Source organism: Veillonella sp. S13053-19, assembly GCF_002959835.1.
Taxonomy (GTDB): domain Bacteria; phylum Bacillota; class Negativicutes; order Veillonellales; family Veillonellaceae; genus Veillonella; species Veillonella rogosae.
The window spans coordinates 23,155-38,107 of record NZ_PPDA01000003.1 but is presented as its reverse complement, the minus strand read 5'-3'; the positions used below and the strand labels follow the sequence as shown (position 1 = coordinate 38,107).

The 14,953-nt window shown below is 39.9% G+C and carries 13 protein-coding genes and 2 pseudogenes; 11 read left to right on the top strand and 4 right to left on the bottom strand.

The window, feature by feature from the left end; translation table 11 throughout:
• The 4 genes and pseudogenes from VEHSUH06_RS01175 to VEHSUH06_RS01160 all read right to left on the bottom strand — a co-directional run.
• A pseudogene (locus VEHSUH06_RS01175) lies at positions 1 to 258 on the bottom strand (IS256 family transposase); the annotation flags it as partial.
• Between the two features lie 249 nt (positions 259 to 507).
• A pseudogene (locus tag VEHSUH06_RS01170) lies at positions 508 to 708 on the bottom strand (ATP-binding protein); the annotation flags it as partial.
• A 129-nt stretch (positions 709 to 837) separates the two neighbouring features.
• A complete protein-coding gene (locus VEHSUH06_RS01165) occupies positions 838 to 2,253 on the bottom strand; it encodes a HAMP domain-containing sensor histidine kinase (RefSeq protein WP_199179706.1) in 1,416 nt (471 codons plus the stop codon).
• The gene (locus tag VEHSUH06_RS01160) at positions 2,231 to 2,905 is read right to left on the bottom strand and encodes a response regulator transcription factor (RefSeq protein ID WP_004698139.1); all 675 of its coding nucleotides are present in this window, start codon (positions 2,903 to 2,905) and stop codon (positions 2,231 to 2,233) included. The genes VEHSUH06_RS01165 and VEHSUH06_RS01160 overlap by 23 nt, the downstream gene beginning before the upstream one ends.
• 884 nt (positions 2,906 to 3,789) lie before the next feature.
• On the opposite strand from VEHSUH06_RS01160, the gene VEHSUH06_RS01155 reads away from it, so the two are divergent.
• From VEHSUH06_RS01155 to VEHSUH06_RS01105, 11 genes are all read left to right on the top strand, one after another.
• Positions 3,790 to 5,508 carry an FAD-binding protein gene (locus tag VEHSUH06_RS01155; RefSeq protein WP_054747164.1) on the top strand — a complete coding sequence of 573 codons (1,719 nt, stop codon included), beginning with the start codon at positions 3,790 to 3,792 and terminating at the stop codon, positions 5,506 to 5,508.
• Position 5,509: 1 nt separating this feature from the next.
• A complete protein-coding gene (locus VEHSUH06_RS01150; RefSeq protein ID WP_009352451.1) occupies positions 5,510 to 6,472 on the top strand; it encodes a succinate dehydrogenase/fumarate reductase iron-sulfur subunit in 963 nt (320 codons plus the stop codon).
• The gene (locus VEHSUH06_RS01145; RefSeq protein ID WP_105081747.1) at positions 6,472 to 7,347 is read left to right on the top strand and encodes a CoB--CoM heterodisulfide reductase iron-sulfur subunit B family protein; all 876 of its coding nucleotides are present in this window, start codon (positions 6,472 to 6,474) and stop codon (positions 7,345 to 7,347) included. Before VEHSUH06_RS01150 ends, VEHSUH06_RS01145 begins: the two co-directional genes overlap by 1 nt.
• 367 nt (positions 7,348 to 7,714) lie before the next feature.
• A complete protein-coding gene (locus VEHSUH06_RS01140) occupies positions 7,715 to 8,461 on the top strand; it encodes a hypothetical protein (RefSeq protein WP_105097458.1) in 747 nt (248 codons plus the stop codon).
• Positions 8,462 to 8,733: 272 nt separating this feature from the next.
• Positions 8,734 to 8,940, top strand: a complete 207-nt coding sequence (locus tag VEHSUH06_RS01135; RefSeq protein WP_009352393.1) for a DUF1659 domain-containing protein — start codon at positions 8,734 to 8,736, stop codon at positions 8,938 to 8,940.
• Between the two features lie 273 nt (positions 8,941 to 9,213).
• Positions 9,214 to 9,435, top strand: coding sequence for a DUF2922 domain-containing protein (locus tag VEHSUH06_RS01130; protein ID WP_009352278.1), 222 nt, complete (start codon positions 9,214 to 9,216; stop codon positions 9,433 to 9,435).
• Positions 9,436 to 9,597: 162 nt separating this feature from the next.
• On the top strand, positions 9,598 to 10,185 hold the full coding sequence (locus VEHSUH06_RS01125; protein WP_105097457.1) for a DedA family protein: 588 nt from the start codon (positions 9,598 to 9,600) through the stop codon (positions 10,183 to 10,185).
• A gap of 11 nt (positions 10,186 to 10,196) precedes the next feature.
• Complete coding sequence (locus VEHSUH06_RS01120; protein ID WP_105097456.1) at positions 10,197 to 11,828, top strand: glycosyltransferase family 39 protein; 1,632 nt, start codon at positions 10,197 to 10,199, stop codon at positions 11,826 to 11,828.
• Positions 11,829 to 12,109: 281 nt separating this feature from the next.
• Entirely contained in the window at positions 12,110 to 13,063 is a 954-nt protein-coding gene (locus tag VEHSUH06_RS01115; RefSeq protein WP_105097455.1) for an ABC transporter substrate-binding protein, read from the top strand.
• Positions 13,064 to 13,073: 10 nt separating this feature from the next.
• Positions 13,074 to 13,826 carry an ABC transporter permease gene (locus VEHSUH06_RS01110; RefSeq protein ID WP_105081744.1) on the top strand — a complete coding sequence of 251 codons (753 nt, stop codon included), beginning with the start codon at positions 13,074 to 13,076 and terminating at the stop codon, positions 13,824 to 13,826.
• A gap of 11 nt (positions 13,827 to 13,837) precedes the next feature.
• Entirely contained in the window at positions 13,838 to 14,611 is a 774-nt protein-coding gene (locus VEHSUH06_RS01105; protein ID WP_024064372.1) for an ABC transporter ATP-binding protein, read from the top strand.
• Positions 14,612 to 14,953: the final 342 nt, after the last annotated feature.

The following is a 14,953-nucleotide window of genomic DNA, read 5'->3' as shown; positions in this document are numbered from 1 at the left end:
TTCAATTTTGGGCGGCATAGGCCATATTTGCCAGAAATCAGCTATCTGTCTACGAAATGTACGGCCCTGCCCAGGCATGTCCTGTTGTGTTTCTTTACTAAATAACCAATTTAGAAATCGATGAAAACATTTAGTAGTATTATCAATAGTTTGTGTAAAGGTGATGTTACACTGCTTACAATGCCATCGTTGTGATCCAGCTTTAGTTTTCCCATATTTTTGACAAGAAAATCCACAATTTATACATCTTACCAGCATGATTATTCCCTCCACTTAGAACACGATTTTCTAAGAAGATATAACCTTATTGAAGCCAGTAAAATCAAGGGGTTTGGGACTTTTTACCAACACATTTTGTCCACCCTCTAAGTTTATCAAAAGAACTTAAAATGGCGATGGAAGCAGTAATTTACTGGCTCCATCCCCTATAAAACCAACACGTTTTGTCCTATAACCCATAAAATTAGATAACAGCAAAGGGACTGACCATTGGTCAGTCCCTTTAGTTTATTCTTCACTTTGATTGTACGGTAATCGCACGGTAAACGTAGTTTTTACTTGCGGTTCGCTAGTGGCTGTTACTGTGCCGTGGTGCAAGCTAATAACTTTGTTTACAAAGTACAGGCCGAGGCCGATACCGTGGTTTGATTTTTTATTACGGGATTGTTCCGTTTGATACATGCGGTCCCAAATGTGCTCTAGGTTTTCTTGAACTTAAAATGGCGATGGAAGCAGTAATTTACTGGCTCCATCCCCTATAAAACCAACACGTTTTGTCCTATAACCCATAAAATTAGATAACAGCAAAGGGACTGACCATTGGTCAGTCCCTTTAGTTTATTCTTCACTTTGATTGTACGGTAATCGCACGGTAAACGTAGTTTTTACTTGCGGTTCGCTAGTGGCTGTTACTGTGCCGTGGTGCAAGCTAATAACTTTGTTTACAAAGTACAGGCCGAGGCCGATACCGTGGTTTGATTTTTTATTACGGGATTGTTCCGTTTGATACATGCGGTCCCAAATGTGCTCTAGGTTTTCTTGCTCGATACCGATACCATTATCTGACACGGTAATAACGAGTTCATGACCTACGAGTTTTGCTGAAATATCGATGGTAGTATTTGTAAACTTAATGGCATTATCCACTAAGTTTGTAATAGCTCGACGCAAGGATACTTCGTGAGCCGTCATGCGTAAATTTGGCTCAATTTGAGATGTTATGGTGATTTGCTTTTCTGTGTTTTCTGCACAAAGTCGAGTATAGTCATGAACCATATTCGTCAGCATCCCTGATACATCTACAGGGGCGAAGGTAAGATCTTGTGCATTCTCTAGGCGAGCTACATCAAGCAATTGGCTTACGAGATTGGTCATAAACTTAGCTTGTTCTAAGATATGTGTCAAACCTTCCCGCAAATCGTCTTCGGTGCGGCCGTATTTTAAAGCAAATTCACTTTCTGCTTTAATAACCGCAATCGGTGTCCGCAACTCGTGCGAAACGTCAGAACTAAACTGTCTTTCACGGTTTGAAGAATCTTCAAGACCTGAAATCATGCGATTGAATGTCGTAGTTAGTTCGTAGATTTCATCCTTCGCAGTGCGCGGTGGAATGTCGATACGGCGGCTCAAGTCGTTGTTCTTACCGATAACTTTAGCTGTTTTGGTCAAGGTTCGGACTGGTTTAAGCCCTTTCTTGATAAATAGATAACCACCTAGTGAGGAGATCAGTAAGAATATAACATCTCCTAATAGTAAGCTGTATAAAAGGTTTTCAGTCTTTTTAGACGCTGTTTTTACCTTTGTAACGGCACGCAAAATACCACGATAATTCGGTTCGTTAACCGGTGTATCGTAGTAGTAGAAGGTGTCATCACCAACAGCGATTTCTCCAACCTGTCCTAAGGAAAGGACTGTTTGATTAGGGAAACCATCCGGTAAGGCGCCTTTAATAATATAACCGTCTTGGGTGGATACGAAGAAGAATGTATTATCTTGATAGGGTTTAAACTTTCGAATATCCGTAGCCATAATCATCGCTTGCTGCTGCAAACGTTCTCGTACTTCCTTGTTATCGGACTCATGTGTATATGCATAAATCCATGCGGAAGCAACCATCAAAATGATGAGCAAAAAGATGGTATACCAAGACATAATTTTAAAGGTTAGGGGCAGCCGATTGAATAAATCGGTGGCTGCCCCGGACATGGTGTCCAAATCCCGGTGGGGATCGTTAGTTTTCAGTTTTGAGGACATACCCTACTCCACGAACCGTTTGAATGAGTTTCACATTCTCATCGGTATCGATTTTTTTGCGCAAATCTTTAATGTATACGTCGATGAGGTTAGAGTAGCTTTCATAATCGTATTCCCAAACGTGGTCAAGAATTTGTTGACGAGACAATACGATATTTTCGTTACTTGCTAAATAGAATAAGAGGTCGAATTCTTTTGCTGTCAATGTAATCGTTTCGCCATCGCGTTTAACTGTACGTTGTGGAACATTAATAGTAAGAGGACCAACATGGATGTCGTTTTGTGCATGACGCGCATTACGGCGAGCCAATGCATAAATACGAGCTGTCAATTCTTCAAGATCAAAAGGTTTTACAAGATAGTCGTCAGCGCCAGTATTAAGGCCGGTTACTTTATCTTGCAAGGAATCTTTTGCTGTTAAAAGCAACACAGGTGTTGTATTGCCATCGTTACGCATTTGTGCAAGAGCACTAATGCCGTCGAGGATCGGCATCATAATATCCATTACGATAACGTCATAGCTAGATGTGTTAACATAATCAATCGCTTGTTGACCGTTGAAGCATGTATCAACAGTCATATTCTCAGCACGCAAATATTTGGCCGTAATGCCATTCAGCATTTCTTCGTCTTCTACAAGTAAAATTTTCATTCTCTGTTCTCCTTATGTATGAGTTAAATATATAGCTCTCCAACTACTATAATATAGTCATTATATATATAAGCTTTCTTTTATTGTGAAAGCCACAACACCATATAAGGTGACTATATATATAATATTATATAACTTATTTATCTATTATCATACCTTATACAATAGGAATGAGCAAAAGATGAATGTCTATGCGAGTTTATAAGCCTCTTCTTCATGTTTTGAAACCCTAAAAATGGAGAAATACTGAAAGTTAATGAATTGTACTAATGAATGAAGATGAACTATATCGAAGATTGCCGTATGCGCATAGATGACTAAGATTTTATTGATTTTGGATGATGTGAAAGAAATCACTAAAAAAACTTGTGATAATTATTATCACAGAGATAAATACTTGTTATGGGTGAAAAAAACCGATGACTTTCGATAGTTAAATTCGAGGTAGTTTTAGTAGGAATTTAACGGATATTAATTATTATGAACAGTTGGGAGAAAGTAAAAAGCTAGTATTTATGGGGATCGCATATGTGTTAGGAGAAATAAAAATATACAAAAATTTCGGAACCGAACTACTTTCGTAATATCCTTAAGTTCTTGTGAAAATTATTCATATTACAATTTTTTTTTCTCATAATTTTACCTAAAAAACATTAAGTGAAATAAATTATCAATTAGATTAATCAAAATTAATTATGCATAATAGGGTTTAGACATGACTAAAAATGCTCTCTATAATTATAGGTAAAGAAATAGAAAAATCGCATAAGTATGAGGTTTTTCTTGAAAGAAAAATGATTAGGTTATCAAAAATTTTTATAAGTTTTTGAAATGAGATAGTCTAACAAGTTTTCTTATTAATAGGTAGTTATGAGGAGGTCATTATGGAACAGTTTGATGTTCTAGTAGTAGGTAGCGGTGGCGCTGGTCAACGCGCGGCTCTTGAAGTTGGTCGTCGCAAAGGCTTAAAAGTAGCTCTTATTACTAAAATTTTCCCAACCCGTTCAGCAACAGCAATGGCGCAAGGCGGTGTCAATGCATGTTTGAACAACGTAGCAGCTGAAGATACTGTTGAAACGCATACTTTCGATACAGTAAAAGGTTCTGACTATCTTGGTGACCAAGATGCGATCGAATTCTTCTGCTCTCGTTGTCCAGAAGGCGTACTTGAAATGGACCACATGGGTGCTCCATTCTCTCGTACAGAGCAAAACAAAATTGCTCAACGTAACTTCGGTGGTCAATCTTATCCACGTACTTGCTATTCTGCGGATAAAACTGGTCACGTAATTTTGCACACTACTTATGAACAATGCTTGAAAGAAGGCGTACACTTCTTACAAGAATGGTACCTTTTAGATCTTGTTAAAGACGCAAATGGTCACGTTGGTGGCGCAGTTGTGTGGAACATGAAAGAAGGTAAAGTAGAGCAAATTAAAGCAAAAGCAATTATCTTGTCTACTGGTGGTGCAGGTCGTATTTTCTGGACTCGTACTACAAACCCATTCCTTTCCACAGGCGATGGTATGGCAGCAGCATTCCGCGCTGGTAATGCATTGAAAGATATGGAAATGATCCAATTCCATCCAACTGGTCTTGGTCGTACTGGTATCTTGATGTCTGAAGCGGTTCGTGGTGAAGGTGGTTACCTTCTTAATGCTGAAGGCGAACGTTTCATGAAAAAATATGCGCCTAACAAAATGGAATTGGCATCCCGTGACGTTGTAGCGAAAGCAATCGAAGATGAAATCGCTGCAGGTCGTGGTTTCGGTTCTGGTCTTAACGCATACGTAGTAGCTGATCTTCGTCACTTAGGTCCTGAAGTTATCATCGAAAAACTTCATGGTATTCGTGACTTAGCTATGACTTTCGAACATTGCGATCCATTAGTACAACCAGTACCTATTCGTCCAACATGTCACTATACAATGGGCGGTATCGACGTAGTTGACTACAAAACTTGTGCATGTGAAGTGCCTGGTTTGTTCTCCTCCGGCGAAGCTTCTTGTATCTCCATCCACGGTGCTAACCGCTTAGGTGGTAACTCCTTGGCTGACGGCGTAGTATTCGGTAAAGTATCCGGTGCTGGTGCAGCTGACTATGCTGAAACACATGAACAACCTAACGTAGATGCAGAATTGGCTGCAGCTGCTAAAGCTTGGGAAGCTAAATTCACTGAAGTAACTACTCGTGAAGGCGGCCGTCCTGTAGTTGAAATCCGCGATGCATTGGCTGATGCAATGTGGAATAAAGTAGGTATCTTCCGTAACGAGCAAGGTATCACTGAAGCATTAAAAGAAATCGACCAATTGATGGAAGATTACAAAACTTGTTATGTAGGTGACCCTGAACGTACTTACAACATGGCATTCGTAAACTATTGTGAAATCGGTTCCATGTTAACAGTAGCGAAAGCTATTGCTATGGGCGCTTTACACCGTCGTGAATCTCGTGGTGCTCATATCCGTGAAGACCATCCAAAACGTAATGATGAAAGATACTTAAAACACTCTTTGATCAAATTGGGTGCAAATGGCGAGTACGAATTAACAGAACGCGACGTAGTGTTCACTAAATACGAACCACAAGAAAGGAAGTACTAAGATGAGACAAATCACCTATCATATCCACCGTTACCAACAAGGTCGCGCGTTTGTACAGACTTTCAAATTCGACTATGAAGCTGACCGTACAATTCTTTGGGGCCTTCAAAAAATTAAAGACACTCAAGATCCAACATTAACATTCTTGGCAGCTTGTCGTTCCGCAGTTTGCGGCGCTTGCTCCGTTCGCGTAAATGGCGAAGCAATGCTTGGTTGCGAAGCTAAAATCGACGAATTGACAGAACGTTATGGTACTGATGAATTAACAATTGCACCTATCGGCAACTTCCGCGTTATCCGTGACTTAGTTGTTGACTGGGAAGCAAAAGTTGATCGTTTGAAATTGGTTGCTCCTTGGATTTTCCTTAAAGCTGAATTCAACGAAGGTGACAAAATTGTTCGCCAAACTCCAGCTGATTTCAAAAAATTCGTTGCTGGTACAGAATGTATCCTTTGCGGTTGCTGTGCATCTGAATGTAACAAATTGACTGCACGTCAAGACGACTTCTTAGAACCATATGTATTCACAAAAGCTAACCGTTTCGTATTGGATAGCCGTGATGATGCACCTATGGCTCACATTCAACCTGCATTTGACAACGGTCTTTGGAAATGCGTTCACTGCATGAACTGTATCTCCCGTTGTCCTAAACACTTAAAACCTGCTGTGGATATTTCTAACTTGCGTAAAGAAGCTACTAAAGCTGGTCTTACTAACAGCAAAGGCGTTCGCCATGCGGTTGCTTTCAAAGACGACCTTTACAAAACTGGTCGCTTGAAAGAAGTATCTATGAGCTTGAAATCTGATGGCGTTGTTGATTCCGCTAAACAAGCATTCTATGCTTTACGTTTGTGGAAACACAGCAAAATCAATCCATTTGAACTTGTAGTACCTCAAAAACCTGTAAACGGTATTGATGGTGTTCGCAGACTTATGAAAGCAGCTGAGGAGGTAAGCAAATAATGAAATACGCATTTTTCCCAGGTTGCGTTCTTGAAAGCGCTGCCAAAGAAGATTACTTAGCAACAGTTGCTGTAGCTAAAAAATTAGGCATCGAGTTGGAAGAGCTTGACGGCTGGACTTGCTGCGGCGCGTCCCACGTTCAAGACATCGCTCCAGAAATTACACTTGCTACAAACGCACGTAACATTGCATTAGCAGAAGAAAAAGGTTTGAACCTTTTAACTGTATGTAACACTTGTACTTTGATGCTTCGTGAAGCTAAAAACGAGCTTGATAAAAACGAAAAAGAAAAGAACGAAGTTAACAAAAAATTAGCTCAAATCGGTAAACAATACCGCGGTACAACTGATATTACTCATTTCTTGTGGGTATTGATCCGCGATTACGGTTTGGACAAATTGAAAGCTAAAGTTGTTAAACCTTTAACTGGTTTACGTGTAGCTGAATACTATGGTTGCCATATTCTTCGTCCTCAAACTGAATTGGGCTTCGAAGATTATCAAATGCCTACATCCTTAGCAGAATTGATTTCCGCTATCGGTGCTACACCAATCGACTTCTCCCGTAAGCTCGATTGCTGCGGTTTCCATGCTGTATACCCTGCACATGATTCCGTAATGCAAATGACTGGCTCCATCAACAAAGATGCAGCTACAGAAGGCGCAGATTGCGTAGTAACTCCTTGCCCACTTTGCCAAATGCAACTTGATATGTTCCAAAAAGAAGCTAAAGAAGTTGTTGGCGGTGGCAAAGATATGCCAATCTTGCACATGTCCCAATTAGTGGGTCTTGCTCTTGGCATCTCCCCTGATGAAATGGGTATGCCTAAACGTCACTTAACTGACACTGCAGCAGTGACTAAATTCGTAGGTTAATTCGTTTGATTTAGGACGCGACCTCAGTTGGTCCTAGCATTGTCCTATATCTAAACCTATTATCATAATTACCAGAAGAACCCCCTAGCTTAGGCTAGGGGGTTTTTCTATTAAATACTAGTTTTATAAATAAATTTGATTTTGATATCAATTGAGAATTATAGTATAATGAGCATATTGATTGTATACACTATATGAACAATGACTTATATAACAGCATTAGTTCATAAATCACAATAATGTTGGGCTTATAATGTAGAACTTATACGATAGGGAGATTCGTTGTATATAGAACATCTACTTTAAGTGAACGATTATGTAAAAGGGATTTTTAACATTATTAAGTGCTATATACAGGGAGGATATAATGAATGATATGCTATTAGAATATATCGATCGGATGATCGATCAAGAGAAAGACCATCGCGTTTTTCCTGTAGAATTTAATAACCAAAAATATTATGTAAAACAAGATATTAGTAATCATCGCTCTAGTTGGATTAAGCCAGCTCCTAGAGCTTCTTTTGATTATGAGTTCTATAAAATTTCCTTTGTGAATACACAGTTGCCTGTAGCACCAACGATTGCAGGCTTTAGAGAACATTACTTTGTTACCGAAGCGTGTGGTAATACTTTAACTTATTATAGTCAATTGCCTGCGCAACATCCTGATGACGATAGTTTGGATGATATGGTAACACATATCTTTTATATATTTGGGAAGACCTTAGGTCAGTTACATGACTATGGTTTATCTCATGGGCGTCCTGCCATGCGTGATATTACCTATGATCCAGATACTGATAAGATTACGTTGCTAGATTGGGAAAATGGCCGTCGTTGGCCTGAATTAACACCGCAAGGTTGGGATTTACTTATCTTTGTTCACAGTTACTTGCGTGAGGACAACCTACCGATTTCTTATCTATACGCCATGATGAATGGTTATAGTTCAGCCCGTACAGCACGTGATACGGTATTGCATGTAAAAGAAATCTTACGCAAACACGAATGTCTTTTTAAGTTCTGTCGTATGCTAAATCCGTTCCATTTTGTAGATACAGAAGCAGCTGTTAAAGCTTATGACTTCATGTTGGCCTTGAAAACCGAATAGTGTTGAATTTAAGCGTTTTAACATACCGGTACTATTGCTAATGGTGCTCTATAGTGTTTATAGACCTTTACGGTTCCTATTTATATATTTGTATAACTAGGAATTGGTAAAGGTCTTTTTGTATTTATAAAAGTCGTATTGTTTTAATACTGCAATAAGTACAGAGTTGAAGCTGTAATTCCCAAACTTTCACAATGATTACCTTAATTACTCTAGCGGGGGTTGTCGAGAGGGACCCTCAGGAATATAAGAGGGTGAAAGGAGGTGATACGATGGCTAACATTAAACGCACTAAATTGGTGTTGCGTTTTAACATCGGTACCGAAGATGCGCCGAAGTACAAAGACGTAACCTATACACGTGTTGCAGAAGAAGCGTCCGACGATAATGTGAAAACCGTTGGTAATGCGCTGGCAGCCTTGTATGACCACAGTTTGTCCGACGTGGTCCGCGTCAATGAAGTATCTTTAGGACATTAATTGTAGATTATCTACATATTCTTGTTTTAGTTGCTCCAAACACATCCTAAATTGCTGATTTCATACATCCTTACATAGTCGTAAAAGGGTGTAGCAATCGCAAGTCCACACATTCCCATCCTTATTGATATGAATGTAGATAGATATATTTAATCTAAGTATAATTAGTGTAACTACAGAATTGCAGAGTTACAGAGCTACAGAGCTACAAAGATCATCCTATTCTATCTATATTCGAGAACTTGTTTATGAAACGTGAAAGGAGGCGCCCACATGGCGGAAAAACGCGTTGTATATCTTACATTTTCTACGGTCGGTGGTAAAAGCACATCAGTCACAATTAGTGCTCCTCGTGCTGGAATTACTTTACAAGATGCTAAAACAGCGGCTAATGCGCTAGTAGCTAACAAAGTAATCCTTGGTTCTGGTGATGCAGAACTTGCTGCATTTACTACGGCTCGTGAAGTAACAACTCAAACTACTGAATTGCAATAATCGTATACAGTTAAATGGTAAAAAGGCTTTCACCTTGTGGTGAGGGCCTTTTTATTATGGTAAAATATAAGGTATACCGAACAGGTATGGTAATGATGAAAATACTATGCCCAAAAATTTGTGCATAATGGACCCATATGGGGATTAAAAAGGGGTAAAACAGTGGAATATATTATTTCATTTATGGAAACGTATGGCTATGCAGCCATGTTTATTGCAATGGTTTTGGAAAATGCTAACATTCCTATTCCGAGTGAAATCGTCCTTGGTTTTGCAGGATATCTGATTGCTCAGGGCGTATTTGATATGCATACGACGATGGTCGTAGGTACTTTGGCGGGGATTGTTGGCTCTGTATTATCCTACTGGATGGGTGAATATGGTGGTCGTCCTCTATTATTGAAATACGGTAAATATGTATTCTTTAATGAACATAAATTTGAATTAGCAGAAAAGATGTTCAATAAATACGGTGGTGCGGCCGTATTCTTTGGTCGTCTTTTACCTGGTGTTCGTACCTTCATTTCTTTCCCAGCAGGTATGGCGCGCTATCCAATGTGGCACTTCATCATTTGGACAGTTCTTGGTACGATTCCTTGGACGATTTTGCTCGTTTACCTTGGCAAGATACTTGGTGAAAATTGGCAAGATCTTATCGAATACAATCATGAATTCTTGATTGTTATGATTGTTGTGTTTGTTATTATAGCTGCAGTACTGGGCTTTAAATATTATCGCAATCGTCGATAAGGAGGGGCCTTATGAAACTCTCTCGCTTAACACCAGTCATGTTTATTGTGTGGCTCGTGTTCTACATGTTCGGCAATAATATGTTGCCTATTACCGATCCTGTTGAATCTAATTACGCGTTAACCGCGAAGGAAATGGTTCTTTCTGGTGATTGGCTGTCTCCTCAAATTTATGGTACCTATTGGTACGACAAACCGATTATGATTTATTGGCTTATCGCCCTTAGTTTTAAACTTTTTGGTATCGCCGATTGGGTGGTTCGTCTACCAAGTGCTATCTTTGGCGCTTTGTCAGTAGCGACCATGTATCAATCGATGCGCACTATAAGCGGTAAGTGGGCTTTAGGGCTCATCGGTGGTTCTGTTCTGGGTACATCTCTCATGTTCTGGACCGTAGCTCATGGCATTATTACAGATATGGTCTTACTATATACGACATTGATGGTCATGATTTACTCCTATAAGGGGATGGTGGAACAGAAACCATATGCTATGATTGTAGCTTATGTATTTGCCGGGTTAGGTGTACTCACTAAAGGTCCTGTAGCACTTGTCTTGCCAGGGATGATATTACTTGTCTTTGCAGGCATCAACCGCTCTTGGTCCATGGTGAAAGCCATCTTTGATTGGCGTGGTATTTTAGCATTTTGTGCAGTCTGCTTCCCTTGGTATGCGTACATGTACAGCGTTCACGGCCAAGATTTCATCAATGGTTTCTTAGGTCTTCACAATGTAACGCGTGCCACACAATCCGAGCATCCAGAGGATAATGTTTGGTGGTATTATCTGGCTATCTTCCTCGGCGCTTCTATGCCGTGGACGGGGGCCGTTATTTACGGTATTATCGATGGTTTAAAACAACGTCATACAGGTTTTATCTATAATATGACCTGGGGTGTAGGTATTGTTTTATTCTATACCTTGATGGCTACTAAATATCCTTTATATACCTTTGTTAGTCTCGTTCCATTTAGTGCTATTGGTGCCATGGGCGTTATGAAGCTTATTCGTAAAGGTAAGTCTAGAGCTTTAAAATGGATTATTGTGGGGCCGACGCTTCTGTTGTGGATTGCCTATGTAGCGGGTACGTTCTTCGCTCCGTGGGGCTTCTATTTCTTGCTCTACGTAGTGGTGGCTATAGCAGTACTACTTATGCTTCATGCATGGTTTACAAGAAGAGGCTATCGTTTAGTCACTATTATCGTCCTTGGTACGATGGTGATATCCTCTATCGTTGTTGTAGAAGGCTTAGAGCCATTTATTAAACAACGTAGTAATATTGATGTAGTACCAGTAGTAGACTCTTATGATGGCGATGTATATTACTATAACGGCTATAGTACAGCGACTGTATACTATACAGGTCATAAGATTATCAAAATCAACGGTGATGAAAGTCGCTGGGATGATCGCGATAAATTGAAAAAACGCAGTGCTGAATGGTCAAAGAAATATCTTATGGAACAAGTCAATGAAGAAGAGTTTAACAAGATTATCGCGTCTGGTAAACCTGTGATGTTAATCGTTCCAAAAGGCGAAATTAAGCACTTCCGTCAATCCTCTATTTACCCGAATGTATCAGAATTTAGCGAAGCCGGTACATCAGAGGTATATGTATTAAATAAAAAGACTATATTCAAGTAAGTCTAACAAGTAAATCTAACAAGTAGATAACGACTGCAAATAGGTAGCATCCTTTGGGTGCTACCTATTTTTAGTATATAGATGTTTTTCGCACCCAAATAATAATACCTACAATATTGCTATGTTTTGTTGACAGAATTAATACACATTGATATAGTAGGGTATAAATAAATTTGGAAACGAGGTATTCTAAAACCATATTTCATCTAGGTTTTAGAAAAGTGCGAAAAAAGACATGTGTCAAAAACGCCCCTTGTTATGAGGTAGAAAGAGGGGAAGTTATGAAGAAGACATGGTATCTAATCATCGGAGTGGTTCTCTTGGTTATTGGCTGCATAGCCTATGGTTATTATGAACACCATAAACCAAAGACGGCACAAGAATTAAAGACTGTACGCGTAGCCTATTTACCAATTACCCATGCATTGCCGGTATTCGCTACAAAAGAATTAGAAACAGCAGATGGTCCTGTACATGTAGAGCTTGTTAAATATGGATCTTGGCCAGAGCTTATGGATGCGTTAAATACTGGTAAGGTAGATGCCGCAGCTGTTCTTGTTGAACTTGGTGTAAAGGCTCGTGAACAAGGCATTGATGTTCGTGCTGCTGCTCTTGGTCATACAGAGGGTAATATTATTATCGTAAATAAGGATATTAACTCCGTTCAAGACTTAAAAGGCAAATCCTTTGCTATCCCTCATAAACAATCTACTCAAAAAGTTCTCGTGGATTGCATGCTTGAACAAGCGGGTCTTTCTGAAAAAGATGTACAAATCGTAGAAATGAGCCCTCCAGAAATGCCATCTGCTCTATCGGTAGGTCAAATTGCTGGGTATAGTGTAGCCGAACCATTTGGCTCTCTAGCCCTTGAAATGGGAACTGGGAAGGTCTTCGAAGATCCTGACCATCTCTGGCATGATAATATTTGCTGTGCCCTCGTGTTTAATGGTCAATTCGTCGATGAACATCATGACTTGGCAAAAGCTTTCACAAAAGCCTATCTCGATGCAGGTACATATTTAGACGAGCATCCAAAGGCACAAGAGGAGATTTCCTCAAAGTACATGAAGTTTAATGACCAAGTTATTGAACGTTCCCTCAAAGTGATTGGGTTTAAAGATTTAGCCCTTACAGAGGACCGTTATAATGCGCTTGTGCATCACATGACACATATTGATTTAATCAAAAAAGTGCCGAGTTATTCAGAGTTTGTAGATACATCGTTGTTACCATAGGAGGGGGACCATGAAGAAATATACATATGTGCCGGGTTCATTTATCGCAGCTTGGCTAATTTGGGAGTTAATCGTTCGCCTCGGCGGTTTTAACGAAGCGCTATTGCCAACGCCGTATAAGGTGTTGGTCGGCTTTGGTGAACTCATTGGAGACGGTGTCCTCTTTAAGGATATTGCAGATAGTTTAGTACGGTTCTTCATTGGTTACATCATTTCTGTTGTGGCTGGTGTATTCTTCGGCCTTATCTTGGGGTGGTATAAGGGGATTTGGAACTACATCAATCCAATCGTTCAAGTCATTCGACCAATTTCTCCTGTGGCGTGGTTGCCCTTTATCGTTCTCTTCTTCGGTATCGGCCAAGCACCAGCTATCGTTATCATCTTTATCGCAGCATTCTTCCCGGTGCTATTGTCCACCGTGTCTGCTATTCAAAATATTGACCCTGTGTACATCAAGGTAGCGCGCAACTTTGGTATTAAACAGCCAGAACTGTTATTTAAAATCGTATTACCTGCCGTATTCCCAGGCATTGCATCGGGTCTTCACATCGCTCTCGGTACGGCGTGGATCTTCCTTGTAACAGGTGAAATGGTAGGCTCCCAAACAGGCCTTGGCTTCCTCATTATCGATATGAGAAATAACTTGCGTAACGATCTCTTGATGGTAGCCATTTTGACCATCGGTTTCGTTGGGCTTTTACTCGATTGGGGCGTGTCCTTCATCGAAAAATGGATTTACAAACGTTGGGGTATTGAGAAATAGGAGGTGGCCTCATGGGTTACATTTCGGTGCGTAATGCACACAAGGAATTTATGAAAGATGGGGAACCACTCACCATTCTTGAAGATATTAATCTAGATATTGAAAAGGGTGAGTTTATTTGCCTCCTAGGCCCTTCTGGTTCCGGTAAAAGTACGCTATTAAATGCTATAGCAGGCTTTGAGCTCGTTACATCTGGTTCCATTACTATCGACGGTGAAGAGGTGAAAGCGCCTCAACTCAGATATGTAACGGTATTCCAAAACTATGGCTTGTTGCCATGGCGTACGGTGGAAAGCAATATTGAGTTAGGTCTTGAAAGTAAAAAGGTTCCTAAAGAAGAGCGTCCTGCTATCATCGATAAATACGTTAAAATGGTAGGCCTTGATCATGCTCGTAATCGCTATCCTGCAGAACTATCTGGGGGCATGCAACAACGTGTATCCATTGCCCGTGCACTAGCGGTGGATCCAGATATTATCTTTATGGACGAACCACTAGGCGCCCTTGATGCGTTGACACGCATCAACTTGCAAGACGAAATCTCTCGCATCTGCCGCGAAGAAGGTAAAACTGTAGTATTCGTTACTCATGACATTGAAGAAGCCGTAGTCCTTGCGGACCGCGTTGTAGTACTATCTGCAAATCCAGGTCGAGTACAAACTATCATCCCTGTAAACATCATCGACAGAACCGATCGTACATCGCCGAACTTTGTTAATATACGTAACCATATCTTCGAACAATTCCAACTAGCAAAAGAAGACAAAATCGAGTTCTATATTTAGTTGTTTTACGGTATACTATAATAAGCTAAAGATTGTAAGTGCTCCACTGAGTGCACAAAAGAAACCACCTAGGGACTGCGACATACCTAGGTGGTTTCTTTAATTATAATGGACAAAATTCTAAAATAATGTATACTATAAGTAGCTGAAGGATTATAAGAATTCACTGTTAGCACAAAAAAACTCCCTCAAGAACGGCGAAATACTTGAGGGAGTTTTTTATTGCTTATGATCGTCTAAGCTAACGGGGTTAATCACCATGAAACTTCCTATCTAACTATATATTTCTTATGCAATTCGTGTAATTATCATGTATAGTAGATATATATCGGTAATAACGTA

Coding starts and splice junctions, on each gene's coding strand:
- VEHSUH06_RS01155 (WP_054747164.1), top strand. CDS start 3,790: ATGGAACAGTTTGATGTTCTAGTAGTAGGTAGCGGTGGCGCTGGTCAA.
- VEHSUH06_RS01130 (WP_009352278.1), top strand. CDS start 9,214: ATGGCGGAAAAACGCGTTGTATATCTTACATTTTCTACGGTCGGTGGT.
- VEHSUH06_RS01120 (WP_105097456.1), top strand. CDS start 10,197: ATGAAACTCTCTCGCTTAACACCAGTCATGTTTATTGTGTGGCTCGTG.
- VEHSUH06_RS01145 (WP_105081747.1), top strand. CDS start 6,472: ATGAAATACGCATTTTTCCCAGGTTGCGTTCTTGAAAGCGCTGCCAAA.
- VEHSUH06_RS01165 (WP_199179706.1), bottom strand. CDS start 2,253: ATGTCCTCAAAACTGAAAACTAACGATCCCCACCGGGATTTGGACACC.
- VEHSUH06_RS01160 (WP_004698139.1), bottom strand. CDS start 2,905: ATGAAAATTTTACTTGTAGAAGACGAAGAAATGCTGAATGGCATTACG.
- VEHSUH06_RS01115 (WP_105097455.1), top strand. CDS start 12,110: ATGAAGAAGACATGGTATCTAATCATCGGAGTGGTTCTCTTGGTTATT.
- VEHSUH06_RS01150 (WP_009352451.1), top strand. CDS start 5,510: ATGAGACAAATCACCTATCATATCCACCGTTACCAACAAGGTCGCGCG.
- VEHSUH06_RS01110 (WP_105081744.1), top strand. CDS start 13,074: ATGAAGAAATATACATATGTGCCGGGTTCATTTATCGCAGCTTGGCTA.
- VEHSUH06_RS01105 (WP_024064372.1), top strand. CDS start 13,838: ATGGGTTACATTTCGGTGCGTAATGCACACAAGGAATTTATGAAAGAT.
- VEHSUH06_RS01135 (WP_009352393.1), top strand. CDS start 8,734: ATGGCTAACATTAAACGCACTAAATTGGTGTTGCGTTTTAACATCGGT.
- VEHSUH06_RS01140 (WP_105097458.1), top strand. CDS start 7,715: ATGAATGATATGCTATTAGAATATATCGATCGGATGATCGATCAAGAG.